The 25,802-nt window shown below is 70.0% G+C and carries 28 protein-coding genes; 9 read left to right on the forward strand and 19 right to left on the reverse strand.

Going from position 1 to position 25,802, the window contains the following annotated elements:
* The first annotated feature begins 99 nt into the window (after positions 1-99).
* Positions 100-528 (forward strand): large conductance mechanosensitive channel protein MscL, encoded by a 429-nt coding sequence (mscL, locus tag CT688_RS11280; protein ID WP_107756968.1) that lies wholly within the window; start codon positions 100-102, stop codon positions 526-528.
* 17 nt (positions 529-545) lie between these two features.
* Here mscL and CT688_RS11285 read toward each other — a convergent pair whose 3' ends face one another.
* From CT688_RS11285 to CT688_RS11315, 7 genes are all read right to left on the reverse strand, one after another.
* Positions 546-725: a hypothetical protein gene (locus CT688_RS11285; RefSeq protein WP_107756969.1), complete on the reverse strand. Its 180-nt coding sequence runs from the start codon at positions 723-725 to the stop codon at positions 546-548.
* The gene (locus CT688_RS11290; protein WP_107756970.1) at positions 722-1,297 is read right to left on the reverse strand and encodes a molybdenum cofactor biosynthesis protein B; all 576 of its coding nucleotides are present in this window, start codon (positions 1,295-1,297) and stop codon (positions 722-724) included. The genes CT688_RS11285 and CT688_RS11290 overlap by 4 nt, the downstream gene beginning before the upstream one ends.
* Positions 1,294-2,592, reverse strand: coding sequence for a S1C family serine protease (locus CT688_RS11295; protein WP_107758170.1), 1,299 nt, complete (start codon positions 2,590-2,592; stop codon positions 1,294-1,296). The genes CT688_RS11290 and CT688_RS11295 overlap by 4 nt, the downstream gene beginning before the upstream one ends.
* A 75-nt stretch (positions 2,593-2,667) precedes the next feature.
* Positions 2,668-4,059, reverse strand: a complete 1,392-nt coding sequence (locus tag CT688_RS11300) for a HAMP domain-containing sensor histidine kinase (RefSeq protein WP_107756971.1) — start codon at positions 4,057-4,059, stop codon at positions 2,668-2,670.
* Positions 4,059-4,742, reverse strand: coding sequence for a response regulator transcription factor (locus CT688_RS11305; protein WP_107756972.1), 684 nt, complete (start codon positions 4,740-4,742; stop codon positions 4,059-4,061). Before CT688_RS11305 ends, CT688_RS11300 begins: the two co-directional genes overlap by 1 nt.
* 177 nt (positions 4,743-4,919) lie before the next feature.
* A complete protein-coding gene (gene rpmF, locus CT688_RS11310) occupies positions 4,920-5,090 on the reverse strand; it encodes a 50S ribosomal protein L32 (protein WP_107756973.1) in 171 nt (56 codons plus the stop codon).
* Between the two features lie 65 nt (positions 5,091-5,155).
* On the reverse strand, positions 5,156-5,416 hold the full coding sequence (locus CT688_RS11315; RefSeq protein ID WP_107756974.1) for a type B 50S ribosomal protein L31: 261 nt from the start codon (positions 5,414-5,416) through the stop codon (positions 5,156-5,158).
* A gap of 358 nt (positions 5,417-5,774) precedes the next feature.
* Here CT688_RS11315 and rpmB point away from each other — a divergent pair, with 358 nt between their 5' ends.
* The 5 genes from rpmB (at position 5,775) to CT688_RS11340 (ending at position 7,859) form a co-directional block, all read left to right on the forward strand.
* Positions 5,775-6,011 carry a 50S ribosomal protein L28 gene (rpmB, locus tag CT688_RS11320; protein WP_007632788.1) on the forward strand — a complete coding sequence of 79 codons (237 nt, stop codon included), beginning with the start codon at positions 5,775-5,777 and terminating at the stop codon, positions 6,009-6,011.
* Position 6,012: 1 nt separating this feature from the next.
* Positions 6,013-6,177: a 50S ribosomal protein L33 gene (rpmG, locus tag CT688_RS11325; RefSeq protein WP_017836290.1), complete on the forward strand. Its 165-nt coding sequence runs from the start codon at positions 6,013-6,015 to the stop codon at positions 6,175-6,177.
* Between the two features lie 3 nt (positions 6,178-6,180).
* Positions 6,181-6,486 (forward strand): 30S ribosomal protein S14, encoded by a 306-nt coding sequence (rpsN, locus tag CT688_RS11330; protein WP_017836289.1) that lies wholly within the window; start codon positions 6,181-6,183, stop codon positions 6,484-6,486.
* Positions 6,487-6,496: 10 nt separating this feature from the next.
* Positions 6,497-6,754, forward strand: a complete 258-nt coding sequence (rpsR, locus tag CT688_RS11335; RefSeq protein ID WP_017836288.1) for a 30S ribosomal protein S18 — start codon at positions 6,497-6,499, stop codon at positions 6,752-6,754.
* A 163-nt stretch (positions 6,755-6,917) separates the two neighbouring features.
* A complete protein-coding gene (locus tag CT688_RS11340; protein ID WP_107756975.1) occupies positions 6,918-7,859 on the forward strand; it encodes an AEC family transporter in 942 nt (313 codons plus the stop codon).
* Between the two features lie 9 nt (positions 7,860-7,868).
* Here CT688_RS11340 and CT688_RS11345 read toward each other — a convergent pair whose 3' ends face one another.
* From CT688_RS11345 to CT688_RS11385, 9 genes are all read right to left on the reverse strand, one after another.
* Positions 7,869-8,510, reverse strand: a complete 642-nt coding sequence (locus CT688_RS11345) for a CPBP family intramembrane glutamic endopeptidase (protein WP_231750310.1) — start codon at positions 8,508-8,510, stop codon at positions 7,869-7,871.
* A 109-nt stretch (positions 8,511-8,619) separates the two neighbouring features.
* Entirely contained in the window at positions 8,620-9,291 is a 672-nt protein-coding gene (locus tag CT688_RS11350; RefSeq protein WP_107756977.1) for a 3-oxoacid CoA-transferase subunit B, read from the reverse strand.
* Positions 9,291-10,067: a CoA transferase subunit A gene (locus tag CT688_RS11355; protein WP_017836284.1), complete on the reverse strand. Its 777-nt coding sequence runs from the start codon at positions 10,065-10,067 to the stop codon at positions 9,291-9,293. Before CT688_RS11355 ends, CT688_RS11350 begins: the two co-directional genes overlap by 1 nt.
* Positions 10,068-10,092: 25 nt before the next feature.
* On the reverse strand, positions 10,093-11,742 hold the full coding sequence (locus CT688_RS11360) for an AMP-binding protein (protein WP_107756978.1): 1,650 nt from the start codon (positions 11,740-11,742) through the stop codon (positions 10,093-10,095).
* A gap of 36 nt (positions 11,743-11,778) precedes the next feature.
* Positions 11,779-12,639, reverse strand: a complete 861-nt coding sequence (locus tag CT688_RS11365; RefSeq protein ID WP_107756979.1) for a CoA ester lyase — start codon at positions 12,637-12,639, stop codon at positions 11,779-11,781.
* Positions 12,636-13,145: a MaoC family dehydratase gene (locus CT688_RS11370; protein ID WP_107756980.1), complete on the reverse strand. Its 510-nt coding sequence runs from the start codon at positions 13,143-13,145 to the stop codon at positions 12,636-12,638. Before CT688_RS11370 ends, CT688_RS11365 begins: the two co-directional genes overlap by 4 nt.
* A 3-nt stretch (positions 13,146-13,148) precedes the next feature.
* On the reverse strand, positions 13,149-14,294 hold the full coding sequence (locus CT688_RS11375; protein WP_107756981.1) for an acyl-CoA dehydrogenase family protein: 1,146 nt from the start codon (positions 14,292-14,294) through the stop codon (positions 13,149-13,151).
* Positions 14,287-16,389: an acetyl/propionyl/methylcrotonyl-CoA carboxylase subunit alpha gene (locus tag CT688_RS11380; protein ID WP_107756982.1), complete on the reverse strand. Its 2,103-nt coding sequence runs from the start codon at positions 16,387-16,389 to the stop codon at positions 14,287-14,289. The genes CT688_RS11375 and CT688_RS11380 overlap by 8 nt, the downstream gene beginning before the upstream one ends.
* An 8-nt stretch (positions 16,390-16,397) precedes the next feature.
* The gene (locus CT688_RS11385; protein WP_107756983.1) at positions 16,398-18,002 is read right to left on the reverse strand and encodes a carboxyl transferase domain-containing protein; all 1,605 of its coding nucleotides are present in this window, start codon (positions 18,000-18,002) and stop codon (positions 16,398-16,400) included.
* Positions 18,003-18,297: 295 nt separating this feature from the next.
* On the opposite strand from CT688_RS11385, the gene CT688_RS11390 reads away from it, so the two are divergent.
* Entirely contained in the window at positions 18,298-18,588 is a 291-nt protein-coding gene (locus CT688_RS11390) for a DUF1540 domain-containing protein (RefSeq protein ID WP_107756984.1), read from the forward strand.
* Between the two features lie 36 nt (positions 18,589-18,624).
* On the opposite strand, the gene CT688_RS11395 is transcribed toward CT688_RS11390, so the two are convergent.
* Positions 18,625-19,338: a hypothetical protein gene (locus CT688_RS11395; protein WP_107756985.1), complete on the reverse strand. Its 714-nt coding sequence runs from the start codon at positions 19,336-19,338 to the stop codon at positions 18,625-18,627.
* A gap of 136 nt (positions 19,339-19,474) precedes the next feature.
* On the opposite strand from CT688_RS11395, the gene CT688_RS11400 reads away from it, so the two are divergent.
* The gene (locus tag CT688_RS11400; protein WP_107756986.1) at positions 19,475-20,953 is read left to right on the forward strand and encodes an amidase; all 1,479 of its coding nucleotides are present in this window, start codon (positions 19,475-19,477) and stop codon (positions 20,951-20,953) included.
* Between the two features lie 3 nt (positions 20,954-20,956).
* Here CT688_RS11400 and CT688_RS11405 read toward each other — a convergent pair whose 3' ends face one another.
* Complete coding sequence (locus CT688_RS11405; RefSeq protein ID WP_107756987.1) at positions 20,957-21,436, reverse strand: Lrp/AsnC family transcriptional regulator; 480 nt, start codon at positions 21,434-21,436, stop codon at positions 20,957-20,959.
* A 167-nt stretch (positions 21,437-21,603) separates the two neighbouring features.
* Between CT688_RS11405 and CT688_RS11410 the strand changes: the two genes are divergently transcribed.
* Complete coding sequence (locus tag CT688_RS11410) at positions 21,604-25,230, forward strand: indolepyruvate ferredoxin oxidoreductase family protein (RefSeq protein WP_107756988.1); 3,627 nt, start codon at positions 21,604-21,606, stop codon at positions 25,228-25,230.
* Here CT688_RS11410 and CT688_RS11415 read toward each other — a convergent pair.
* Positions 25,196-25,789 (reverse strand): TetR/AcrR family transcriptional regulator, encoded by a 594-nt coding sequence (locus CT688_RS11415; RefSeq protein WP_107756989.1) that lies wholly within the window; start codon positions 25,787-25,789, stop codon positions 25,196-25,198. The two genes, CT688_RS11410 and CT688_RS11415, sit on opposite strands and share 35 nt — an antisense overlap.
* Between the last annotated feature and the right edge of the window lie 13 nt (positions 25,790-25,802).

Genomic DNA, 25,802 nt, shown 5'->3' on the forward strand with positions numbered 1-25,802 from the left:
CGCGGCAGGGATCGTGCTGGTAACGTCCCTGCGGTTCAGATCGGCGCGAACGTACGCACACGTGGTGGACCACGCCGCGTCTCCAGGGAGGGGTGCAGGATGCTCAAGGGCTTCAAAGACTTCATCATGCAGGGCAACGTGATCGACCTGGCGGTCGCCGTGGTCATCGGCACGGCGTTCGCGTCGATCGTCGACGCCTTCACCAGCGCGATCATCAACCCGCTGATCGCACTGTTGGGTGGCAACAGCGAGATCGGGTTCGCCGTCCAACTACTGGACAACAACCCCGAGACGCGGATGGACTTCGGGTTGCTGCTCACCGCGATCATCAACTTCCTGCTGATCGCCGCGGTCATCTACTTCGTCCTGGTGGGGCCGATGAACAAGCTGAAGGAGGCCGCCGCCAAGCGCAAGGGTGTGGATGCCCCCGCCTCGGACAACGACCTCCTGGTGGAGATCCGCGACCTGCTCGCAGGGCGTCCGCTCAGCCATCCGTCGGACCCGCGGAACCCGTCCGGCGAGTCCTGACCCCGCACCCGGGCGACTCACCCGTGGTGGGGAGGGCGTTGCTCCCTCCACCAGTCGTCGCCGAGCCGGCCGTCCTCGTCGCGGACCTCGTCGGATGTGGTCCGAGGCAGGACCTCGCCGAACACCTCGTCGATCCGGGCGCTGTCTGTCCCGGCGCCGTCCTGCGGCCCGCCGTCCTCGACCCGCCGGTCGGTCACCACTCGTCGATCGCGGACAGCTGAGCCACCACGTACGAGACCAGCGGGCACAGCGTCGCCATCCCGTCACGGATCGCGGCGCGGCTCGGCGCGAGGTTGGCGACCACCGTGCTCCCGGACACCCCGACCAGACCGCGGGAGACGATCGAGTCGACGGCCCCGGCCGTGAGGCCTGACGACCGGACGGCCTCGGCGATGCCGGGCAGTCGCTGGTCGAGGATCTCCTCCGTCACCTCGGGGGTGATGTCCCGCGGTCCGACTCCGGTGCCGCCGACGGTCACCACGAAGTCGAAGCCGCCCACCACAGCGGTCTCGAGTGCCTTGCGGACCTCGGCCTCGTCGGCGGCCACTCCCACGACGCCGCCCACCAGGAACCCCTCCTCCTCGAGCAACTCGGTGACCAGCGGGCCGATCGTGTCCTCCCGGCCGTCCAACCGGTCGGTGACCACCACGACCATCGCGCGACCGGCGATAGGGGTGTCCGCCGGCTCGGTGGCCGTGGGGTCGAAGTCCACGTCAGTCTGGAGCCTGCGCCCACCGGGCAGAGACCTCGGGTCGAATCTCGTGCTCATCTCGCCTCTCCCAGTACCACGTCGACAGTCCTCGGCTGATCGCCCACACGAGAAGCATAGGTGACGGAGATCGTCTCCCCGGGGGCCCTCGAGCGGATGGCGGCGACCAACGCGTCGCCGCTCTCGATCACCCGGTCTCCGACCCCGGTGATCACCGCCCCCTCCTCGATGCCCGCCTGCTCGGCGGGGCCCCCCGCCTCGGTGGTGCGCACCAGCGCGCCGCTGATGTCCCGCTGGTCGCTCACCGTGACCCCGAGAACCGCACGGGTGGCGAAACCCTGCTTGATCAGCTGATCCGCGATCCGCCGGGCCTGGTCGACCGGGATGGCGAAGCCCAGGCCGATGGATCCCGCGTTCCCGGATCCCAGCGATGCGATGGCCGAGTTGATGCCCACCAGTTCGCCGTTCATGTTGACCAGCGCGCCACCGGAGTTGCCGGGGTTGACCGCGGCGTCGGTCTGGATGGCGTCGATCACCGTGCTCTGGTCGGACTGCGCACCGCCGGCGCGCACCGGCCTGTCGAGCGCGGAGACGATGCCGGTGGTCACGGTGCCGGACAGACCGAGCGGAGAGCCCACCGCGGCGACGGCCTGGCCCTCGTCGAGGGTCGCGGAGGACCCGAGTGCGATCGGGGTGAGCGACCGGTCGGTCTCCGCCCTGATCACGGCGATGTCCGTCGCCGGATCGGTACCGACGATCGTCGCCGGGGCCCTCGACCCGTCGTGGAAGCGCACCTCGATCTGGCCGCCGGCGGCACCCAACGCGATGACGTGGTTGTTGGTGATGATCAGACCGTCCGGGGTGAGGATCACGCCGGATCCCTCACCCCGCCCGGCCTGTCCGCGGACATCGATCGAGACCACGCTCGGCAGCACCGTGTCGGCAACGGACTCGACGGTGCCGTCCGGGGCCTGTCCCTCGGGCTGCGTGGCGGAGATCGGGGAGGCGAGCCTCGCGCCGTCGCCCCCGCCGGCCGCCGTCGCGCCTATCCACCCGCCCAGGCCACCCGAGACCAGCATCGCCGCCACCAGGCCGGCGACCAGCAGGCCCCGCCCCGACCTGGCGGTCGCAGCCGTCCCGGTGTCCGCGCCGACGTGCGGGGGGTGCGGGGGCGGCGCCGCGGCGGGAGCCCCCGGGCCACCCCATCCCTGCTCGGGTTGGACGTGCCCGTACTGGCCCTGTCCGTACTGGCCCTGCCCGTACTGATGGTGTCCGTGCCCGCCCGCGCCCGGACCCGAGGCCCACTCGTCGCCGGGCCGGGGATCACCGGTTCCCCGATCGTTCTCGTTCTCCATGGGGATCATGGTTCCTCACCGCGCTGTGTGCCCGCTGAGACCACCGGTGCCGCCTCCGGATGGTTCAGGGACGGTTCAGCTCGGGGGACGGTCGCTTCCGGGGATGGTCATGCGCACCTCGGTGCCCCCGCCGTCCGCGTCGTGGATCTCGACGGTCCCCCCGTGCCTGGTGACCACCTGACGGACGATCGCCAGCCCGAGCCCGGAACCCGGCATCGCGCGCGCCTCCCGCGAACGGTGGAACCGCTCGAAGACCAGCTCCTTGTCCGCTTCGGGGATCCCAGGCCCCTGGTCGGCGACGGTCAACTCCACCACCGACTCCGACACCGGGTTCATCCGAACCGTCACCGTTCCCCCGGTGGGGCTCCACTTGGCCGCGTTGTCGCAGATGTTCAGGACCGCACGCTCGATCCCCGCACTGTCACCGAACGAGTACCAGGGCGCCAGCTCCACGTCGAAGTGCACGTCGTGACGTCGCCGTCGGACCCGCTCGAGGGCCCGCTCCACCGCCTCCGACACCGCGACCGGTTCCAGTTCGACGTCCCCGGAATCCTCGCGGGCGAGTTCGACCAGGTCCCCGACGAGCTGGGTGAGTTCAGAGATCTGACCGACCACGTCGACCTCGAGCGCCCCCCTGTCGGCGTCCGGGATGGTCGGCGCCCCCGGCCTGCTCGCGGCGATCAACAGTTCCACGTTCGTGCGCAGGCTGGTCAGGGGCGTCTTGAGCTCGTGACCGGCGTCGGCCACGAGCCTCGATTGTCGCTCCCTGCTCTCCCCCAGCGCGACGAGCATCTGGTTGAAACTCGCGGTGAGTCGAGCGATCTCGTCATCCCCCGCGACCGGGATGGGCCGCAGGTCATCGGTCCGTGCGATCCTCTCCACCGCCCGGGTCAACCGGGCGACCGGGGCCAGACCCGTGCGCCCGACCGCCGTCCCGGCCACCGCCGCCAGCGCGATGCCGGCCGCGCCCACCAGGGTCAGGACTATCGCAAGGCGGTTCAGCGCCGCCCTGGTGGGGCTCAGATCCTGCGCGAGGATGAGGGTCGAGCCGTCCCGGACCCCCACGGCATAGATCTGCTTTCCCCCGGCCGTCCGCAGGCTCGAGTCGGTCTCGCCCCGCACCACCGCGATCTCCGGGCCACCGATCTGGAACGGTTCGCCGGCGGCTGTCCGCACACCGGAGGGGGCGACGATCTGAGCGTCCAGGTTGGGGTTGAAGGCCCTCAGCGCGATGAGGGTGCTGCGTGACTGCAGTGCGAACTCCGAGGCAAGCTGACTGTTGACGAGCTGATCCGCCTGTTGCTGGAGCCGGTTGTTGACCTCGCTGTACATGGACCCGGACACGACGAAGTACGCCGCGACGGCCATCAACGCCACCGCGACGCCCACCGAACTCGCCGCCAACAGGGTGACCCGCTGGTGCAGGGAGATCGGCGTGGAGGACCACCCCACCGTGCGGGCTGGCACTACGGCGTCTCGCGCAACACGTACCCCACGCCCCGCACGGTGTGGATCAGCCGGCTCTCCCCCTCGCCCTCGGTCTTGCGGCGCAGGTATCCGATGTAGACCTCGAGCGCGTTCCCCGAGGTGGGGAAGTCATAACCCCACACCTCCTCGAGGATGTGACTCCGGGTGAGGACCCGGCGGGGATGGTGCAGGAGCAGTTCGAGCAGCGAGAACTCGGTGCGCGTCAACTGGATCCGGCGGTCGCCCCGGCTGACCTCACGCGTCGCCAGGTCCATCCGCAGGTCCTCGAACTCCAGCACCTCGTCGACGTCCTCGGCCTCGGGGCCCCGACGGCGGAGCAGCGCCCGGAGCCGGGCCAGGAGTTCTTCCAGGGCGAAGGGCTTGGGCAGGTAGTCGTCGGCGCCCGCGTCCAGCCCCGCCACCCGCTCGGACACCGCGTCGCGCGCGGTCAACATCAGCACCGGGAGATCGTCCCCGCGGCTCCGGAGTATCCGGCAGACCTCGAGACCGTCCCGCCGGGGCATCATGACGTCGAGGATCACCGCGTCCGGACGGTTCGTGTCGAGTCGCTCGACCGCCTCGACACCGTCCCCCGCGAGCTCCACCGCGTAACCGTTGAACGTGAGGGAGCGGCGCAGGGACTCACGCACGGCCTGGTCGTCGTCCACAACGAGGATCTTCATACGGGGAAGTCTCTCCCACATCCCTGAACCACGGCTGAGGAACACCGCGACCGACGCGCATCGCGCTGAACATCCGCGGACGCCGACGAGCCCGGCGGGTCCGGGAGGGACCCGCCGGGCTCGAGACCGGGCGTGTGCGAGCGGCGCGCGGGCGCCGCCGGGCTCAGTCGACCGGGGTCAGCGGTCGAGGTCGATCAGGCCGAGCTTGGCGGCCTTGACCAGGCGGCGCGGCAGCACCACGGGGCGGCCGTCGACCTTGGTCTCCTGGAGGGCCGGGTTCTCGGCCTTCCACTGCGAGCGGCGGGAATGGGTGTTGGCGCGCGAGAGGCGACGCTTCGGAACTGCCATGACTGTTACGTCCTCTTGGGTCTCGGGTGTGTGAGAGGGCCGGCGGCACACCGCCGGCCCACGGCTCACTTGGTGCGACGGGCGCGGTTGCCGTAACGGCGCTGGAACTTCTCGACACGGCCGGCCGTGTCCATGACGCGCTGCGCGCCGGTCCAGAACGGGTGCGACTCACTGGTCACGTCGACCACGATGAGCGGGTAGGAGTTGCCGTCCTCCCACTCGACGGTCCGCTCGCTCTTGGCGGTGGAGCGGGTGAGGAACTTGGTGCCCGTGCCCGAGTCCTGGAAGACCACCGGGTGGTAGTCGGGGTGGATGTCGTTCTTCATACTGGATCCCTCTAGCTCGGTAGAAGTCTTGGGTCTGGCGCCCGCCCCGTCAGGGACGCGCGAGTGCCAGTGGCCGAACCGGGGATCCCGGTATCAGCACACGCATCGGTAGATCGTACCCGTACGATGACCGGGTACCCAATTCGCGCGCCTCGCCCGCCCGCTCCACCGGCGCTGACGTGCTGATTACCGTTTCGCGCGGTCGGGCCGTAAACTAGACCATCGCTGTTGTCTGCACGTTTGCTATCGCCTCTCCCGGTGCCCGCGACGTGACGGTCCACTGCTGCTCGGCGCAGGCCGGCTCCCAGTTGCGACCCTCACGCGCCACCGTACGAGGAGGCGGAAGGAGAACCACGCCATGTCGGCGCATTGCCAGGTAACGGGACGGAAGCCGGGTTTCGGCAAGTCCGTCTCGCACTCACACCGCAGGACCAACCGTCGCTGGAACCCGAACATCCAGCGTCGTAGCTACTTCCTGCCCTCCGAGGGACGTCGCGTCACGTTGACCGTCTCCACCAAGGGCATCAAGACCATCGACCGCGATGGCATCGAGGCCGTCGTGGCCCGAATCCGCGCCCGTGGGGAGAAGATCTGAGATGGCCCGTAACGACGTTCGACCCATCATCAAGCTCAAGTCCACGGCCGGTACCGGGTTCACCTACGTGACCCGTAAGAACCGCCGCAACAACCCGGACCGCATCGTCCTCAAGAAGTTCGACCCGGTCGTCCGCAAGCACGTCGAATTCCGAGAGGAGCGCTGACCCGTGGCCAAGAAGTCAAAGATCGCGCGTAACGAGCAGCGCAAGGCCAAGGTGGCCCGGTTCGCCGAGCGGCGCGCCGAGCTCAAGGCGATCATCAAGAACCCCGAGAGCACGGACGAGGCGCGCATGGACGCCCAGACCGCGCTCAACAAGATGCCGCGTGACGCCTCGCCCGTGCGGGTGCGTAACCGCGACGTCGCCGACGGCCGCCCGCGCGGCTACCTCCGCAAGTTCGGTCTCTCCCGCGTCCGGATGCGCGAGATGGCCCACCGTGGCGAGCTGCCCGGTGTCACGAAGTCGAGTTGGTGAGTAGGTAATCATGGCAAAAGCGCGTAGCACCCCGTCCAAGAAGGTCCGTGCCCAGGAGGGTCGTCGCCCCAAGAAGAACCCGTTGAAGGTCGCGGGTATCGAGACGGTCGACTACAAGGACGTCAACACCCTCCGCACGTTCATCTCCGACCGCGGCAAGATCCGTTCGCGCCGCGTCACCGGCCTCACGCCGCAGCAGCAGCGGCAGGTCGCCGTCGCGGTCAAGAACGCCCGCGAGATGGCTCTGCTCCCGTTCACCAGCCGCTGAGCCACCGCTCGGCGCGGTCGAACCGCACCGCACGTCCCGCCCGCGGCAGCTAGCCGCCGACTCGGACAACAGCAACCCGATCGGGGTCGCGCCTCCTGGTTTCAGGAGTGCACGGCCCCGATCGGCGTTATCGCTCCCCCTCCCCGACCCTCAGGAGTCCGCAGTGGCCGGCGTCCTCAACGGCTTCGCCGTGATCGTCGCGCTCGTCGCGCTCGGGTGGCTCCTCGCCCGTTCACGGGTCCTCGGCAGCGACGCGCGGTTGGTGCTCAACCGACTCGTGTTCTTCGTCGCCACCCCGGCCCTGCTGTTCGACGCGCTCGCACGGACCACGCTCGACCAGGTCTTCACGGGAGTCTTCGTGGTGTCCGCCGGTACGGCGATCGTGATGGCGGTCGCGTACGTGCTCGTCGCGAAGGTGTGGCTGCGGCGCCCGACCGCCGACCTCGCGGTCGGGGCCCTGTCCGCGAGCTACGTCAACTCCGCCAACCTCGGCATCCCCATCGCCGTCTACGTCCTGGGGGACTTCGGGTTCGTCATGCCGCTCCTGCTGTTCCAGGTGGCGGTACTGCAGCCGATCGCGATCGCCGTGCTCGAGCGTGCCGCCCGCGCGGAGGGCACGACCGACGGGGGTGGGGGTGCGTTCGCCTCCGCGCTCCAGGCGGCCCGGACCCCCCTGGTCCTGGCCGCGCTCGCCGGGGTGGTGGTGGCCGCCCTCCCGTGGTCACCGCCCGAACGCCTCCTCGAACCCGTCCACCTGGTCGGCCAGATCTCGGTCCCCGGCGCTCTCCTCGTCTTCGGAATGTCCCTCTACGGCGTGAAGGTGCTCGAGGCCGGGGCCTCACCCCGACGGGAGATCGCGCTGGCGAGCGGACTGAAACTGGTGGCCCACCCACTCCTGGCGTATGCCGTCGGCAGCGGTCTCATGGGGATGCGGGGTCACGAGTTGCTCACCGTCGTCGTCGCGGCGGCCCTGCCCACCGCGCAGAACGTCCTCGTGGTGGCCACCCGGTACGGCCACGGGACACTGCTCGCCCGCGACTCGGCGGTCCTCACCACCCTCGGGTCGCTCCCCGTACTGCTGCTGGTGTCCGCGCTGCTGGCCTGAGCGCGCCACTCAGGTGGCGCCCGCCGCCACGATGCCGGCGAACACGACCGCGTTGTTGACCCCATGGAGCACGATCCCCGGGACGATCGACCGGTACCACTGCGCCATCACGCACAGGGAGATCCCCACGACCAGCAGATACGGCAGGGCGGGCGGGATCAGGTGCACGGCGGCGAAAATCGTCCCCGCGAGCGCGATCCCCGGGACGGCCCGGAACCTCGCGCGCAGTGCGGGCAGGACGATCCCCCGGAACACCACCTCCTCGGCCACGGGGACGAGCACCGCCACGGCGAGCACCCCCAGCACCACGAACACGGGCCCACCCGTGGCGAGGTCCTCGAGCCCTGCCTCGGACCCCTCCTGCCCGGCCCCCAGCGGGAGCAGCACGATCATGGATGCGACGACCCCGGCGACCATCACGGCCGGGATCTGCCACAGCAGGTGTACCGGTGACCGCTCGGGTGCGCGGAGCCCCACATCGGCCCAGCGCAACCCGCGTCGGCGGAGCAGGTGCACCCACACCGCGACCAGCGCCGCCACCGCCGTGCCGCCGAGCACCACGAGAGCGAGCAGGGCGGTGTCGGGCGGCGGGCTACCGACGGTGCTCGCGACGAGGAGTCCGAGGAGGACGACGACGACGAGTCCGACCACATACCCCACAACCCAGGCCAACGCCGAGAGCGCCGCCCGACCACGGACCGGTGTGGTCCAGAGTCCGGCGGCGCGTGCGGGCGGTGGGGTGATTACCGCAGCTCCTCGATCACGACAGGGCCTCGGCCACCCGGTACGGGGCTGCCGTGGCGGCGGCGACCTGATCGAGGGTCACCCCGTCGACCAGCTCGATCAGGGTGAGCCCGTCGGAGTCGCGGTCGAAGACCCCCAGTTCGGTGATGATCCGGTCCACGCACCCCAGACCGGTGAGTGGGAGGGAGATCTCCGGGACGATCTTCGACGAGCCGTTCTTGGCCAGCTGGTCCATCACCACGACGATGCGGCGGGCGCCCACCACGAGGTCCATCGCGCCGCCCATGCCCTTGACCATGGCCCCGGGCACCATCCAGTTGGCGATGTCGCCGGCCGGGTTGACCTCCATGGCGCCGAGTATCGCCACGTCGATCTTCCCCGAGCGGATCATGCCGAAGCTCATGGCCGAGTCGAAGATCGACGAGCCGGGCAGCGTGGTGACGGTCTCCTTGCCGGCGTTGATCAGGTCCGGATCGACATCGTCCGGATGCGGGTACGGCCCGATCCCCAGCAGGCCGTTCTCCGACTGCAGGGTGACGTTGACGTCCTCAGGGACGTAGTTGGGTACCAGCGTCGGCAGACCGATCCCCAGGTTGACGTACTGGCCGTCCGAGAGCTCGAGGGCCGCGCGGGCGGCCATGGCCTTGCGGTCGCGACCGAGCCGGGCGGGCGTGCTGGAGGTGCTCATCAGCGCTGTCCTTCCGAAGGCGGGTTGGTGGTGGTCTTCTCGATCCACTTGGTCTGCTCCACCTGCTGCGGGGTGAGTTCGACCAGGCGGTGCACGAAGATGCCGGGCAGGTGGATGTCGTCCGGGGCCAGTTCTCCGACCTCGACGATCTCCTCGGCCTCGACGATGCACACCCGACCGGCCATGGCGGCCAGCGGCGAGAAATTGCGGGCGGTGAGGTTGAACCTCAGGTTGCCGCTGCGGTCCGCGACCGCGGCCCGCACGAGCGAGAAGTCGGCCTCGATGGCCTGCTCGAGCACGTAGGTCTCGCCCCGGATCTCCCGGGTCTCCTTGGGCGGGGAGGCCAGCGCGACCCCGCCCTCGGAGTCGTACTTCCACGGCATCCCGCCATCGGCCACGTAGGTCCCCACGCCGGTGCGCGTGTAGAACGCCCCGATCCCGGAGCCGCCGGCACGCATCCGCTCGGCGAGGGTGCCCTGCGGCGTCAGCTCGACCTCGAGCTCACCAGACAGGTACTGCCGCGCGAACTCCTTGTTCTCGCCGACGTACGACGAGACGATGCGTCGCAGTTTGCCGGTCTCCAGGAGCATGCCGAGGCCCTTGCCGTCGACCCCGGCGTTGTTGGAGAAGACCTCGAAGTCCCCGACGTCGCGGGCCGCGAGTGCCTCGATGACGACCTGCGGGATCCCGCAGAGGCCGAAACCGCCGGCGGCGATCGACGCCCCGTCCGGGATGTCCGCGACGGCCTGCTCCGCGGTCATGATCTTGCTGGACATACTCGTCCTCCTTGAATGTGGGCGGTCAGGCGATGCCGAGGATCTCGATCGCCGTCTTGCGCATGTCGACCTTGCGGACCTTCCCGGTGACGGTCATGGGGAACTCGTCCACCACGTGGACGTACCTGGGGATCTTGTGACGGGCCAGCTTGCCGGTCGCGAAGTCCCGGACCTCCTCGGCGGTCAGGTCGTCGCGTCCGGGCTTCAGCCGGATCCACGCCATCAGTTCCTCACCGTACTTCGGATCCGGGACCCCGATCACCTGGGCGTCGAGGATGTCGGGATGGGTGTAGAGGAACTCCTCGACCTCACGCGGGTAGATGTTCTCGCCCCCGCGGATCACCATGTCCTTGATACGGCCGGTGATCCGCACGTAGCCGTCGGCGTCCATCTCCCCGATGTCCCCGGTGTGCATCCACCCGTCGGCGTCGAGCGCCTCTGCTGTCTTCTCCGGCTCGTTCCAGTACCCGATCATCACGCTGTAGCCCTTGGTGCAGAACTCCCCCGCCTCGCCGCGCGGCAGGGTCTCACCCGTCTCCGGGTCGATGATCTTGATCTCGAGGTGCTGACCGACCCGCCCCACGGTGGTGACGCGGCGATCCAGCGAGTCGTCGGCCCGGGTCTGTGTGGACACCGGGGAGGTCTCGGTCATGCCGTAGCAGATCGAGACCTCCTCCATGTTCATCCGGTCGATCACCTGACGCATGGTCGCCTCCGGACAGGGTGAGCCCGCCATGATGCCGGTCCGCAGGGAGGACAGGTCGTAGGAGTCGAAGTCCTCGAGCGCGAGCTCGGCGATGAACATCGTCGGCACGCCGTACAGGCTCGTGCACTTCTCCTGCGCCACCGCCCGCAACGAGGCCGCGGGGTCGAACGCCGGCGCGGGGATCACCATGCACGACCCGTGGGTGGTGCACGCGAGGTTGCCCATCACCATGCCGAAGCAGTGGTAGAAGGGCACCGGGATGCATACCCGGTCCACCTCGGAGTAGTTGATGGTCTCACCCACGAAGAACCCGTTGTTGAGGATGTTGGTGTGGGAGAGCGTGGCGCCCTTGGGGAAACCGGTCGTGCCCGAGGTGTACTGGATGTTGATGGGGTCGCCGGCGCCGAGACCGGCGCGGATCCCGGCCAGCTCGTCGGCGTCGGTGGGCCCCGACATCATGGACTCCCACTCCTCGTCGCCGAACAGCACCACCACCTCCAGGTCCGGGCAGCTCGGCTGGACCTGCGAGAGCATGCCGGTGTAGTCCGAGTCCTTGAACTGGGGCGCCGCGACCACGGCCTTGATCCCGGCCTGCTTGAGCACGTACTCCAGCTCGTGGACGCGGTAGGAGGGGTTGATGTTGACCAGCACCGCCCCGATCTCGGCGGTGGCGTACTGGATCATCACCCACTCCCAGCGGTTGGGGGACCAGATCCCCACACGGTCGCCGGTCCGGATCCCGAGCCGGAGCAGGCCCGAGGCAAGGCGACGGACGTCGGCGTGGAACTCCGTGTAGGTCCACCGGAGTCCGGCCTGCACGTCGACGAGGGCGTCGCGGTCGCCGAAGCGCTCGACCGTGGCGGCCAGGTTGTCGGCGATCGTCTGCGTGAGCAGCGGGACGTCGGTGTCCCCACGGGTGTGGGAGAGTGCGGGGTCCAGTGGGGTGGAATCGAGATCGGTGGTGGTCATCTCGGTACTCCTTGGCGGTCTGTCGGGTGGAGGGTCTCAGGTGGCGGAGGCCGCGGCGCGACGCATCGTGGCTTCGGCCTGTCGGAAGACGGGGCCGTCGACCATGCGGCCGTCCAGCCGGAAGACGCCCTGGTTGCTCCGGGCGGCGTCGAGGACCTTCCGGGCCCAGGCCACCTCGTCGTCGTCGGGCGCGTAGGCCTGTCGGACCACCGCCACCTGGGACGGGTGGATGCAGGCCGTGGCCACGAACCCCAGGGCGACGGCGTCGAGCGCCTCGGCGCGCTGACCGGCCTCGTCGGCGATGTCGAGGTGGACCGAGTCCACCGCCCACCGACCGAACGCGGCCGCCGCGAGCGCGACCTGCGCACGCGCGTGCCTCGGGACGTCGCGGTACTCCCCCGCGACCCGGGGGCCACCGGCCTCGATTCCCGAGAAACGGCTGGTCGAGCCACCCATGGCGGCCAGGAGGTCCTCGGCGCCCCACATCATCCCGGCGCATCCGGGTGCGGCGGCGATCTCCGCGGCGCGGATCACGCCCAGAGGCGTCTCCACCAGCGCCAACACCGCCGCGCCGGTGGCAGCGTGGACGTCGGCGACCTGCGCGGCCGACTCGGTCTTGGCGAGCATGACGCAACGGTAGCCCGTCCCGGTGAGGGCCTCGAGGTCCGCGGCGTGGTCATCGGAGTCGCTCGGGTTGACACGGACGATCGTGCGCTCCGGATCCAGGTCGGAGGCCACGAGCGCCTCCCGGGCGGCCGGTCTGGCGTCCGGTGCGACCGCATCCTCCAGGTCGACGATCACCACGTCCGCTCGCTCGGCCGCCTTGCCGTACCGCTCGGGGCGGTCGGCCGGGCAGAACAGCAGTGCCGGGCCGGGCGGGATCCACGCCGGGGTCATGCCGGCCCCTCCCCCGCCTGGTCGGCCGGACGCTTACGGACCAGCGTCTTACGGACAGCCCTCGCCACCACGTCACCGTGCTGGTTGCGACCGATGTGCTCGAGGGTCACGATGCCCTCGCCCGGGCGCGACTTCGACTCCCGCTTGTCCGTGCACACCGTCTCGGCGTAGAGGGTGTCGCCGTGCAACACGGGCTTGGGGAAGGTGACCTCGGAGAATCCGAGGTTGGCCACGATCGTGCCCTGGGTGAGCTGCGCGACCGACAGCCCGACCAGCGTCGACAGCGTGTGCATGGAGTTCATGAGCCGCTCGCCGCCGAAGCCCGGCTGCTCGGCCGACCACGCCGCGTCCAGGTGCAGGGCCTGCGTGTTCATCGTCAGCGTGGTGAACAGGACGTTGTCCGTCTCGGTCATCGTGCGCCCGGGGCGGTGGAGGTAGGCGGTGCCCACCTCGTACTCCTCGAACCACAGTCCGCGTTGGACGACCTCTTTGCGCTGGTCCGTCATCGCCTACAGCCCCAGTCCCCGCGCGATCAGCATGAGCTGCACCTCGGTGGTGCCCTCGCCGATCTCGAGGATCTTGGAGTCCCGGTAGTGCCGGGCCACCGGGTACTCGTTCATGAACCCGTAGCCGCCGTGGATCTGGGTGGCGTCCCGGGCGTTGTCCATGGCCGCCTCGGAGGAGACCATCTTGGCGATGGCGGCCTCCTTCTTGAACGGCTTGCCGGCCAGCATGAGGCGGGCGGCCTCGTAGTAGGCGCAGCGCGCGGTGTGGGCGCGGGCCTCCATGCGGGCGATCTTGAAGGAGATCGCCTGGAACGACCCGATCTTCTGGCCCATGGACTCGCGTTCACGCGCGTACTTGACCGACTCGTCCACACACCCCTGCGCCGCGCCGGTGGCCACCGCCGCGATCGCGATGCGGCCCTCGTCGAGGATCGACAGGAAGTTCGCGTAACCGCGTCCCTCCTCCCCGAGCAGGTTCTCCGCCGGGACCCGCACGTCGGAGAAGGTCAGCGGGTGGGTGTCGGAGGAGTTCCACCCGACCTTGTCGTAGGCCGGTTCGACGGTGAAACCGGGCGTGCCGGACGGGACGATGATGGTCGAGATGGCCTTCTTGCCGTTGTCGCGGACGCCGGTCACGGCGGTGACGTTGACGAGCGAGGTGATGTCGGTCCCCGAGTTCGTGATGAACTGCTTGTTGCCGTTGACCACCCACTCGTCGCCGTCGCGCTTGGCGGTCGTCCTGGTGGCTCCGGCGTCCGACCCCGCCCCGGGCTCGGTGAGTCCGAAGCCCGCGAGCGCCTTCCCGGCCGCGAGATCGGGGAGCCAGGTGTTCTTCTGCTCCTCGGTACCGAAGTGATAGATCGGCATCGCACCGAGGCCCACGCCGGCCTCGAGCGTCATGGCGGTGGATTGGTCGACCCGGCCCAGTTCCTCGAGTGCCAGGGACAGGGCGAAGTAATCGCCGCCCATGCCGCCGAACTCCTCCGGGAAGGGCAGCCCGAACAGGCCCATCTCGCCCATCCCGGCCACGATCTCGTAGGGGAACGTGTGGTTGCGGTCGTGTTCGGCCGAGGCGGGGGCGACCACCTTGTCGGCGAACTCGGCGACCGTCGACTTCAGGTCGGCGTAGTGCTCTTCCAACTCAGGCATTGCCTTCTCCTTCGGATTCCTCGGTGGAGGGGTCGGGGGTGGAGGGGTGGGGCTCGACGGTGGCGAGCAGGTGGTCGGCGGGCACCTGCTCGCCGGTGGTGACGTTCAGCCGGACCACTCCGTCGATCGGCGCCGACAGCGCGTGTTCCATCTTCATGGCCTCGACGGCCAGGACGTTCTGGCCCGCGGTCACCTCGTCGCCGTCGGCGACGAAACACGCGATGACCGATCCGGGCATGGGGCTGAGGATCTGACCGTCCGACAATCCGGCGTCGTGGATCCGGGAGTCGATCAACGGGAGCAGCCGCAGGTCCCAGGTGCCACCGTCGCCGGCCACCCAGAAGGTGTCCGCCGCCTTGGGGTCAGCGGAGCGGACGACGGTCCAGCGCTGCTGGGTGTCGTCGACGGTCAGTCGCAGCGACCCGCCGTCCCGGGCGACCCTGGCCCGGTGCCGCGAGGAGACCTCGGGCTCGGCCGTCGAGCCGATCGTGGCATCGGTGATGGTCACCTCGGCGTCGTCGGGAGTTCCCCTGAGGCCGACGGTGACGGCGTCCGAACCCGGGCCGGAGTCCAGCCGGGTCCACACCTCGGCGCGCCCGCCGACCCGCCAGCCGTTGGGCACGTCCCACGGTCCGCGCCGGGCGGCCGGCACGCGGGCCCAGCGCTCCTCGGTGCGGTGCATGGCCACGGCGACGAGTGCACCCTCGGGCGCCGGGGTCGCGGTGTAGTCGTCGAGGGTCCGATCGAGCAGACCCGTGTCGAGGTCGCCGGCGACGACCTCCGGCTGGGAGAGCAGGAACCGGCAGAAGTCGATGTTGGTTCTCAGTCCGAGGACATGGGTGTCGGCGAGCGCGGCGTCGAGTCGGGCCAGCGCCTCGGCCCGGTCGGTGCCGTGGGCGATGACCTTACCGAGCATCGGGTCGTAGTCGCTTCCGACGACCGTGCCGACGCGCAGGCCGGAGTCCACCCGGATGCCGTCGCCCGAGGGTTCCTCCAGCCCGAGCACGGTTCCGCCGGTCGGGAGGAAGCCCTTGGCCGGGTCCTCGGCGTAGACGCGGGCCTCGATCGCGTGGCCGGTGAGGGTGATGTCCTCCTGGCGCAGGGTCAGCTCCTCGCCCGCGGCGATGCGGACCTGCCAGTCGACCAGGTCCACGCCGGTGACCATCTCGGTGACCGGGTGCTCGACCTGGAGCCGGGTGTTCATCTCCATGAAGAAGAACTCGTCCGGGGCGTGGGCGGAGACGATGAACTCGACCGTGCCCGCACCCACGTAACCGACCGAGCGGGCGGCGTCGCACGCGGCGGCACCGATCCGCTGGCGGGTGACCTCGTCGAGCAGCGCGCTGGGCGCCTCCTCGATGACCTTCTGGTGGCGGCGCTGCAGCGAGCACTCACGCTCACCCAGGTGGATGACGTTGCCGTGGGTGTCGGCGAGGACCTGGACCTCGATGTGTCGCGGGGTGTCGACGAACCGCTCGAGGAACAGGGTGTCGTCGCCGAACGCACCCGCGGACTCGCGGCGGGAGGAGTCGAGCGCGGCGCGAAGGTCCTCGGGTCGCTCGACGCGTCGCATGCCCTTGCCGCCGCCGCCCGCGGACGGCTTGACGAGGACCGGGTATCCGACCTCGTCGGCGCCGGCCACCAGCTCGTCGTCGGTCAGTCCCGGACGCGAGATCCCGGGCACGGTCGGTACGTCCCGGGCGGACACCGCCGCCTTGGCGGTGATCTTGTCGCCCATCGTCTCGATCGCGGTGGCCGGTGGCCCCACGAAGATCAGGCCCGCCTCCTCCAGCGCCCGCGCGAACCGGGAGTTCTCCGACAGGAACCCGTAGCCCGGGTGGACCGCCTGGGCGCCGGTCCGGCGGCAGGCGTCGATCACCTTGTCGATGTCGAGATAGGACTGTGAGGCCTGGGCCGGGCCCAGGCGGACCGCCGCGTCGGCCATGCGCACGTGCAGCGCATCGGCGTCCGCGTCGGAGTAGACGGCGACCGAGCGGATCCCCGCTGCCCGCAGGGAGCGGATCACGCGGCAGGCGATCTCCCCGCGATTGGCCACCAGAACGGTGTGGAGTTTCTGGGACAGTTCCTCTGACATGGGGCTTCTCACATCCTGAAGACGCCGTTGTTGACCGGCTGGAGGGGGGCGTTGGCGGCGGCCGCGAGGGCCAGGCCGAGGACGGTGCGGGTGTCGGCGGGGTCGATGATCCCGTCGTCCCAGAGGCGGGCCGTGGAGTAGTAGGCGGTGGACTGCTCCTCGAACTGCTCGCGGATGGGTGCGGTGAACTCCGCCTGCTGCTCGTCGGTCCACTCCCCGCCCGCCTTGGTCACCTGCGCGGCGCGCACCGACGCGAGGGTGTCCGCAGCCTGGGGCCCGCCCATCACGGCGATCCGGGCGTTGGGCCACATCCACAGGAATCGCGGTGAATAGGCGCGGCCACACATGGAGTAGTTGCCGGCACCGAAGGACCCGCCCACCACGATCGTGAACTTGGGCACGCGTGCGCACGCCACCGCGGCGACCATCTTGGCGCCGTTCTTGGCGATGCCGCCCGCCTCGTACTGGCGTCCGACCATGAACCCGGTGATGTTCTGGAGGAAGACCAGCGGGATCTTGCGGCGGTCGCACAGTTCGATGAAGTGCGCGCCCTTGAGGGCGGATTCGGAGAAGATGACGCCGTTGTTGCCGATGATCCCCACCGGATGACCGTGGATCCGCGCGAACGCGGTGACCATCGACGTGCCGTAGTCCTTCTTGAACTCCGTGAACTCACCACCGTCGACGACCGTGCCGATGATGTCGCGCACGTCGTAGGGCTGCCGGGAGTCGACCGGGACGAGGTCGTAGAGATCCGTCTGTGGACGAACCGGCTCGCGGGGCTCGAGGACCTCCCAGTCCGGCTCGGGGGCCGGCGGGCAGGTCGCGATGATCTCGCGGACCTTCATGAGCGCGTCGTAGTCGTCGTCGGCGAGATGGTCCACCACACCCGAGGTCTTGGCGTGCAGGTCGCCGCCTCCGAGCTCCTCGGCGGTGACCTCCTCCCCGGTGGCGGCCTTCACCAGCGGCGGACCGGCGAGGAAGATCGTGCCCTGGTTGCGCACGATCACGGCCTCGTCACTCATCGCCGGGACGTAGGCGCCGCCGGCGGTGCACGAGCCCATCACCGCGGCGATCTGCGGGATGCCCCGGGCCGACATGGTGGCCTGGTTGTAGAAGATGCGGCCGAAGTGGTCCCGATCGGGGAACACGTCGTCCTGCTGGAGCAGCATCGCCCCGCCCGAGTCCACCAGGTAGATGCACGGCAGGTTGTTGGCCAACGCCACCTCTTGGCCGCGCAGGTGCTTCTTGACGGTCATCGGGTAGTAGGTGCCGCCGGAGACGGTCGCGTCGTTGGCGATCACCAGGCACTCGCGTCCGGACACGCGGCCGATCCCGGCGACGACCCCGGCGCCGGGCGCCTTGCCCCCGTACATCTCCTCCGCCGCCAGCGGGGACAACTCGAGGAACGGGCTACCCGGGTCCAGGAGGACGTCGACCCGCTGGCGGGCGAGGAGCTTCCCGCGCTCGAGGTGACGGGCCCGGGCCTTCTCACCGCCGCCCATCGAGGCCCGATCGAGGCGGTCGCGGAGGTCGGCGAGCAGTTCCTCGTGCGCCTGGCGGTTGGTGGTCGGGCTGTCGGTGGACGGGCGATCGGTGGTCGCGGAAGACATCAGAGCCGCTCCCTTTCAGTTAAGTCGGATTAACTGAGTTCGACCATAGTGCCATGGCTCACAGATGTCCAGAAGGGGTGCCGCGACCCGCGCGGCGCGGCACGGCAGGGCCACGCCGATCGCCGTGAAAGCAGGATCGGAAGCGGAGCGAAGAGCAGGTCAGGTGCTTAGGCTAACCTGGGCTAGCACAGGCTCTCCTTGCTTGCAAGTCGGCCTGATCGGGGGTTGACTCGGTGACACCCGACCGGATCGACTCACCGGCCGGATCGCCACACCGACGCGAGGAGCAACCGACATGGCCACTCTCACCGGAATCAGCAACTGCACGGTCACCACGTGCTCGTTCAACGCCGACGCCGACTGCACGGCCCCGGCGATCACCGTTGCAGGATCACCCGACCATGCCGAGTGCGGGACGTTCATCTCGCTCGACGTGCGGGGCGGACTGCCCACGGCGACCGCGCACGTCGGCGCCTGCCAGCGCGTCGAGTGCGCGCACAACAAGGATCTGCTCTGTTCCGCGGAATCGGTGACGATCGGCTCCGGCGCCGACACCGCCGACTGCCTGACCTACTCCCCGGCCTAGGGGCCCACGGACGTAGACGGTCAGCGGCGTGGACGGTCAGCTCGCCCGGGCCACGTACTGACCCATCTCCCGGACCACGTCCCCGAGGCTCTGCGCACGGGTCATGAACGGCAGGTGCACCACGTCGGCGTCGCGCCCGAGTGCGGTGAGCAGGTGGAGGCCGTCCGGGTCGACGCCCAGGACGAACGGCGGATGAGCCGGGTCGCCCGACCCGGCCAGGATCGCCAGGTGTTCCCCGAAGCGCGCCCGGATCTCGTCTGCGAGACCGGGCGCCTCGGCGGCCAACGGGTCCGAGGGAACCGAATCCAGGTCGCGCGCGTGGACCGTCCCCTGGTGCCCGAGCCGACGCACCTGAAGTTCGTCGAGGTCGATCTCGATCTCGACGACCCACCCCTCACCCTGTCGTGCGGACCGCGCGATGCCGAACCCGTACAGGCTGGCCACGTGCACCTTCGCCTCCACGATGGGGGCGAACTCGTCGATCATCACGACCACCTCGACCGACGCCCCCGGCTCCACGATCAGGCCGGACCACGGCGCGGGAGCCCCGGTGACCACGATGGACCCGCCACCGACCCAGCGGTGCTGCGCGGAGACCATGACATCCGAGCGGTTCCGGGTCCCCCGGACGGCGACCGTGGCGACACCTGACCCGTCCAGCAGACGTCGGGCGCCGTGCGCGACCGGATCCGGCGCGGGCGGCTGGGCGATCGGGGGCTCGATCTCGTTCTCGGCGGGATTCGGTGCCATCGTTCACCCTCCACGGGTCGCCTGCTGAGGGGCGAGGTCTCGACGGCGAGGTTTAGGTGACCCTCGCCTAAGTTAGGTATCCCTAAAGTGCCTGAGCGGACCGGGCGCTGTCAAGTGGACGCCCTAGACTGGTGGCGTGACCGACACCACAACCGACGCCACCACCGGCGAGAGCCCCGCCCTCGCCCCCGCCGAGATGCCGCGGCGCGTGCACGCCTTCCGGGACGACGCGCTCGGGTACGACGACGCCTCGGCCCTCGCGGACCGTGTCCGCAGGCGGGAGGTCTCGCCCACGGAGCTGGTCGAGGCCGCCATCGATCGGTGCACAGCCGTGGACCCCGTACTGGGGGCCCTGGTGCACACCGACTACGACCGCGCTCGTCACCGGGCATCGTGGGTCCGGGAGTCTCATCTCTCGGCCCCCCTCGCCGGCGTTCCGTCCGCGTTCAAGGACGCGGTCCGGGTGGAGGGCCTGCCCATGACGCTCGGGTCCTCGGCGGTGCCCACCCGTCCGGCCCTCCACGACGGCCCCTACGCACCCCTGTTCCGCGCGACCGGGCTCATCCCGCTGGGAACGACCGCGATGCCACCCTTCGGCTGGACCGCCGCCACCGAACGGCAGGGGGGTCTCGTCACCCGCAATCCGTGGGACACCGCCCGCACCAGCGGGGGGTCCTCGGGAGGATCCGCCGCACTCGTGGCCGCCGGCGCGCTGCCGATCGCCCACGCCAACGACGGTGGAGGCTCTATCCGGATCCCCGCGGCGGTGACCGGGCTCGTCGGGTTCAAACCCAGTCGCGGCAGGCACCCGGACGAGGAGTTCTCGGCGACCATGCCGATTCCGATCATCTCCCAGTCCGTGGTCTCCCGGTCCGTGCGCGACACGGTGACCTTCCTGACCGCCTTCGAGGCCGGGCACCGTCCGGTCGGGGTCCCGCCGTTGGGCGCGGTCTCGCCGGCCCCCACCCGGCGGTTGCGCATCGGTCTGGTCGAACACAGTCCCGCGGGCGATCCCACCGATGCCGCCACACTGGCGGTGCTGCGAAAAGCCGCCGACCGGCTGGAGGCGCTGGGCCACGAGATCGTGCCGACGCCCGCGCCGGTCCCGTCCTCGTTCCGCGAGGACTTCATCGCCTATTGGGGCCTGCTCGCGCTGGCCACGTCCTCCGGTGGGCGGGGCATGTTCGGCCCTGAGTTCGCAGCGGATCGACTGGACCCGTTCACGATCGGCCTCGCCGGGATGGCCAAGAGTTCCCTGCCCTCGCTTCCCCTGCACCTGTATCGCCTCTATCGGGCCAGGCGACGGTTCGACTCGGCGTTCGGCGACCTCGATGTGTACCTCAACCCCGTGGTCAACCACGAGACCCCGGAGGTCGGTTATCTGGACGCGGACCTGCCGTATGAGTCCCACCTCGAGAGGGTCTCCGACTGGGTCACCTTCACCCCCCTCCAGAACATCGCGGGGTCGCCCGCAGTCTCCCTCCCGGCCGGTCGGGCTCCGGACGGCCTGCCCATCGGGGTGCACCTGTCGTCGAGGATCGGCCATGACCGCCTGGTGCTCGAACTCGCCTCGGAGTACGAGGAGGCCTACCCGTTCGACCGCATCTGGGAGTGAGGCTCACTCGTCCACGAGCTGGGCGACGCGCGGGCCGACCCGGCGCCGCAGCACCACCTCCGTGCGGGTCCGCAGGACGCCCGGCGTGGAGATGATGGCGCTGAACACCTCTTCGAGGTGCGCGTGATCGCGGGCCACCACCCGGCAGACCACGTCGAACTCCCCCGCCACACTCATCACCTCGAGCACCTCGCGCACCTCGGCGAGCCCGGAACAGGTCGCCTCCAGCTCGGCCTGCGCCATCTGGATGTGGACCAACGCCGAGAGCGGGAACCCGAGCGCCGCCGGATCGAGGGTCGGCGCCCACGACGCGATCACGCCCCGGGCCTCGAGCTTGTCCAACCTGGCCTGGGCGGTCCCGCGCGCCACCCCGAGGCGGCGGGAGAACTCGCGCACCCCGACCCTGGGGTCCGCCAGGACGACTCTCAGGAGTCGTCGATCCGTGTGGTCCAGAGCCGAAGCTTCGCGGGGAGCCGATTCCATATGTACATCATAAGGCGCGCGTCGTTGGACAAAGTGCTCAACAGTCGCGCGGTACCAGGCACCGGAGTGCACACCGTGCTCGCCACAATGCTGACCACGTGACGTGCATCACGTACGCGCCTAGCCTGGAGTCGTATCTCGATTCTCTCGAAGGCCAGGTGTGACCGATGACCTCTCTTCTCGGACCCACGAGCGGTACCCAGGACGATCCGCGTGACCCGCGGGCGGACGCCACCTCGTTCTCTCTCTCCGACCGCTACACGCGGGAGAGCGGCACGGTGTTCCTCACCGGTATCCAGGCACTGGTCCGCACGGTCCGCGACCGCGCGCGGTTGGACCGCCGACAGCACCTACTCACCGCCAGCCTCGTCAGCGGGTACGAGGGCTCCCCACTGGCCGGCTACGACCTCGAGCTGGCCCGGCGCGGGACGTTCCTGGACCCGTTCGACGTGGTCCATCGTCCCGCCCTCAACGAGGAGGCCGCCGCGACGGCCGTCATGGGGTCGCAACTCGCGCGACGCACGGGCACCCTGCGCGCGACCGCCAACACCGGCGGCGCGCCCCTGCAGGGCGTCGTCGGGTACTGGTACGGCAAGGCCCCCGGCCTGGACCGCGCCACGGACGCGATCCGACACGCCAACCTCATCGGTACCGACCCTCACGGAGGTGCGGTCGCCTTCGTCGGCGATGACCCCGGGGCCAAGTCCTCGACGGTGCCCTGCTCGTCGGAGCTCGCGCTCGCGGACCTCTACCTCCCCACGCTCTATCCCGCGGACTCCCAGGACGTGCTGGACTTCGGCGTCCACGCGGCGATCCTCTCCCGCGTCTCGGGCCTGTGGTCGGCCGTGAAGATCTCGTCGCACGTGGCGGACGCGTCGTCCACCGCGCTGGTGGACCCGGACCGGATCCTGCCCGACTACGGAGACCTGGGGACCAGCCCCCACGTGCCCTCGGGCCAGTTGCTCGGGTCCAGTCTGATGGAGTTGGAGCAGAACCAGCTCACCACCCGCATCCCCCGGGCGCTGGAGTACGCGCGGCTCAACGGACTCAACCGGATAGTCCAGTCGACCGCCGACGACAGGATCGGCATCGTGGCCGCCGGCAAGAGCTACCTGGACGTCCGCGAATCGTTGCGCAGGCTGGGCCTGGACGACGCCGAACTCGCCCGGCGCGGCATCCGGATCCTCAAGCTCGGCATGGTCTACCCCATGGAGCGCACGGTCCTCGACGAGTTCATGTCCGGCCTCGACGAGGTGATCGTGGTGGAGGAGAAGCGCGACTTCATCGAGACCATGATCCGCGAGATCCACTTCCGCCGCGCGGGCGTCGCGAATGTCGTGGGCAAGACCCACGAGGACGGCTCCACATTGTTCAGCCGGTTCGGCGAACTCGACGTCGACGCCGTGACCCGCGGTCTGGCACAGCGGCTCGGGCGCGTCCACGGGATCGAGTCGGCGCTCGCCTGGCTCGACGGCCCCGGCCGGGGTCGCTCGCGCATCGCCCTGCCCCTGGCCACCACCCGGACCCCCTACTTCTGCTCGGGTTGCCCGCACAACAGTTCCACCAAGGTGGCGGACGGGACGCTCGTGGGCGGCGGCATCGGCTGCCACGCCATGGTGCTGCTGATGGACGAAGAGCAGGTCGGCACGGTCACCGGGGTCACCCAGATGGGCGGCGAGGGGCTCCAGTGGACCGGTATGGCCCCGTTCCTGACCGAGAACCACCTGGTGCAGAACATCGGCGACGGCACGTTCATGCACTCCGGTTCGCTCGCGCTCCGCGCGGCTGTCGCCTCAGGCGACAACATCACCTACAAGCTGCTCCACAACGGCACGGTCGCGATGACGGGTGGCCAGGACCCGGTCGGCCAGATGACCCTGCCGGAGATCCTGCGACTCCTGCAGGCGGAGCGGGTCGCCAAGATCGTCGTCACCACCGATGACGTCAGGGCCACGAGATCCCAGGGGCTGCCCCGCGGCATCGAGGTCCGCGATCGTCGCGACACGCTCGAGGTCCAGAAGGAGCTCGCTGCGGTCCCCGGTGTGACCGTGTTGGTCCACGACCAGTTCTGCGCGGCCGAGAAGCGCCGCCACCGCAAGCGCGGCACCTACCCCACCCCGGCCGAGCGGGTGGTGATCAACGAACGCATCTGCGAGGGCTGCGGCGACTGCGGCAGGAAGTCCAACTGCCTGTCGGTCCATCCGGTGGAGACCGAGTTCGGCCGAAAGACCCGGATCGACCAATCCACCTGCAACTTCGACTTCTCGTGCCTGGAAGGCGACTGCCCCGCCTTCGTCACCGTGGTGCCGGGGACGCGGAGCGAGCGTGTGGCGACGGCGCCCGAGCTCGACGCGTCGGCCCTCCCGGAGCCGATGAGGGCCGAGGTCGACGCCGACCGGGGTTTCTCATTGCGCCTGACCGGTATCGGCGGGACCGGCATCGTCACCGTGTCCGCTGTCCTGGCGACCGCCGCCGTCCTCGACGGCAACGCCGCCCGCACCCTCGACATGACCGGACTGGCGCAGAAGGGCGGCGCGGTGGTCTCCGACGTCCGGGTGGCCCGGACCCCGATCGAGCAACCCCCGAAGATCGGCGCCGGTGACTGCGACCTCTACCTGTGCTGTGACGGCCTGGTGGGCGCGGACGACGCCAACCTCAAGGTCGCGCACCCCGACCGCACCACCGCGGTCGTCTCCACCACCCGGATCCCCACGGGCTCCATGGTGATCGACACCGCCGTGCACTACCCGTCCGGCACCGACATCCAGACCTCCATCGACCGGGCCTCGAGAAGAGGCGTCTACCTGAACCCGGGAGAGATCACGGAGAACCTCTTCGGCTCCACCCAGGCCTCCAACATGCTCATGGTGGGGGCGGCCTACCAGAGCGGGGCCCTGCCGATCTCCGCCCGGGCCATCGAGCAGGCCATCGAGCTCAACGGGGTCGCGGTGTCGGCGAACCTGCAGGCGTTCCGGCGTGGCCGACAGGCCGTCGCGGATCCGGGAGCCCTCGGCGCGCTGGTCGCCGATCTGCACCGCCCGGCGACCACGGCGACGCCGGACCTGCACGAGCCCTCCCCCACCGCGCGCCGCCTGCTCACCGGCCTGGGCCCGGAGGCCTCCGACGAGCTCCGGGCCGTCGTGGCCCTGCGCGTCGACGAACTGATCGGCTTCCAGAGCGAGGCCTACGCTGCCGACTACGTGCGCAGGGTCGAGGACCTGCGTGCGGCCGAGGCGCTATCCGGGACCGGTCGCGAGCGGCTCACCCTCACGGTGGCCAGGAACCTGTACAAGCTCATGGCGTACAAGGACGAGTACGAGGTGGCCCGGCTGGCCGTCGACCCGGAGTTCGCGGCCCGTCTCACCGAGGAGTGGGGCGAGGGGGCCGCGCCCAGGCTCAAGCTGCACCCGCCGGCGCTCCGCGCGATGGGGATGAAGCGGAAGATCGCGATCGGCCCGAAGGCCATGCCCGCCATGAGGGCACTGGCTCGGATGAAGCGCCTGCGCGGCACCCCGCTCGACGTGTTCGGCTACGCCCACGTCCGCAGGGTGGAGCGCGCGCTCCTGGCCGAGTACCGCGACGTGGTCAGGCGACTGACCACCGACCTGCAGCGCACGGGCCCCGGCGGCCGGGAGGCCACCTGGTACGACACCGCCGTCGAGCTGGCGGGCCTGCCCGACATGGTGCGCGGATACGAACACGTCAAGCTGGACAACGTGGAGCGCTACCGTGAGGAGCTCACGCGACTGCTCGGCTCGCTCAGGACCGCAGAGCCGCCGACGCCATCGCGGTGAGGACGCGCCGGAGTTCGGCCTCGGCCATGGACGGCAGCCGCGGACTGGAGTTGAGCAGTCCGAACACGGCGTGCACGTGAGCCCGCGCGTCCACGGCGGGCAGCTCCGGGCGCAGCCTCATGAGAGCGTCGACCCACATCTCGGCGTACTCGCGCTGCAGGCTACGCACCTCGTGCCGCGGCCCGGCGGGCAGTGCGCCGAGATCGCGGAACTGCACGCTGATGAGATCCGGTTCGGTCGCGACGAAGTCCACGTGGACCCCCAGGAGCGCGTCGACGACCTCGGCCGGGTCCCCGCCCTGCTCCACGGCGGCGCGCCCACCGTCACGCAGGCGGCGCGAGATGTCGAGGAGCATCTCGGCGAGCACGTCCTCCTTGGAGGAGAAGTACCGGTACATGCCCGGCCCCGAGATGCCCACCTCGGCACCGATATCGTCCAGGCGCACCGCGTGGAAGCCCCGCCGCGCCATGAGCCGGGCCGCCGCGACGAGGATCTCATCGCGGCGGCGAGCCTTGGCCTGTGCGCGCGGGGTCAGAGGCACGGCGTCCTGTTGGCCCATCTGCGACCTCGCC

This window comes from Dietzia sp. JS16-p6b, assembly GCF_003052165.1.
Classification (GTDB): Bacteria; Actinomycetota; Actinomycetes; order Mycobacteriales; family Mycobacteriaceae; genus Dietzia.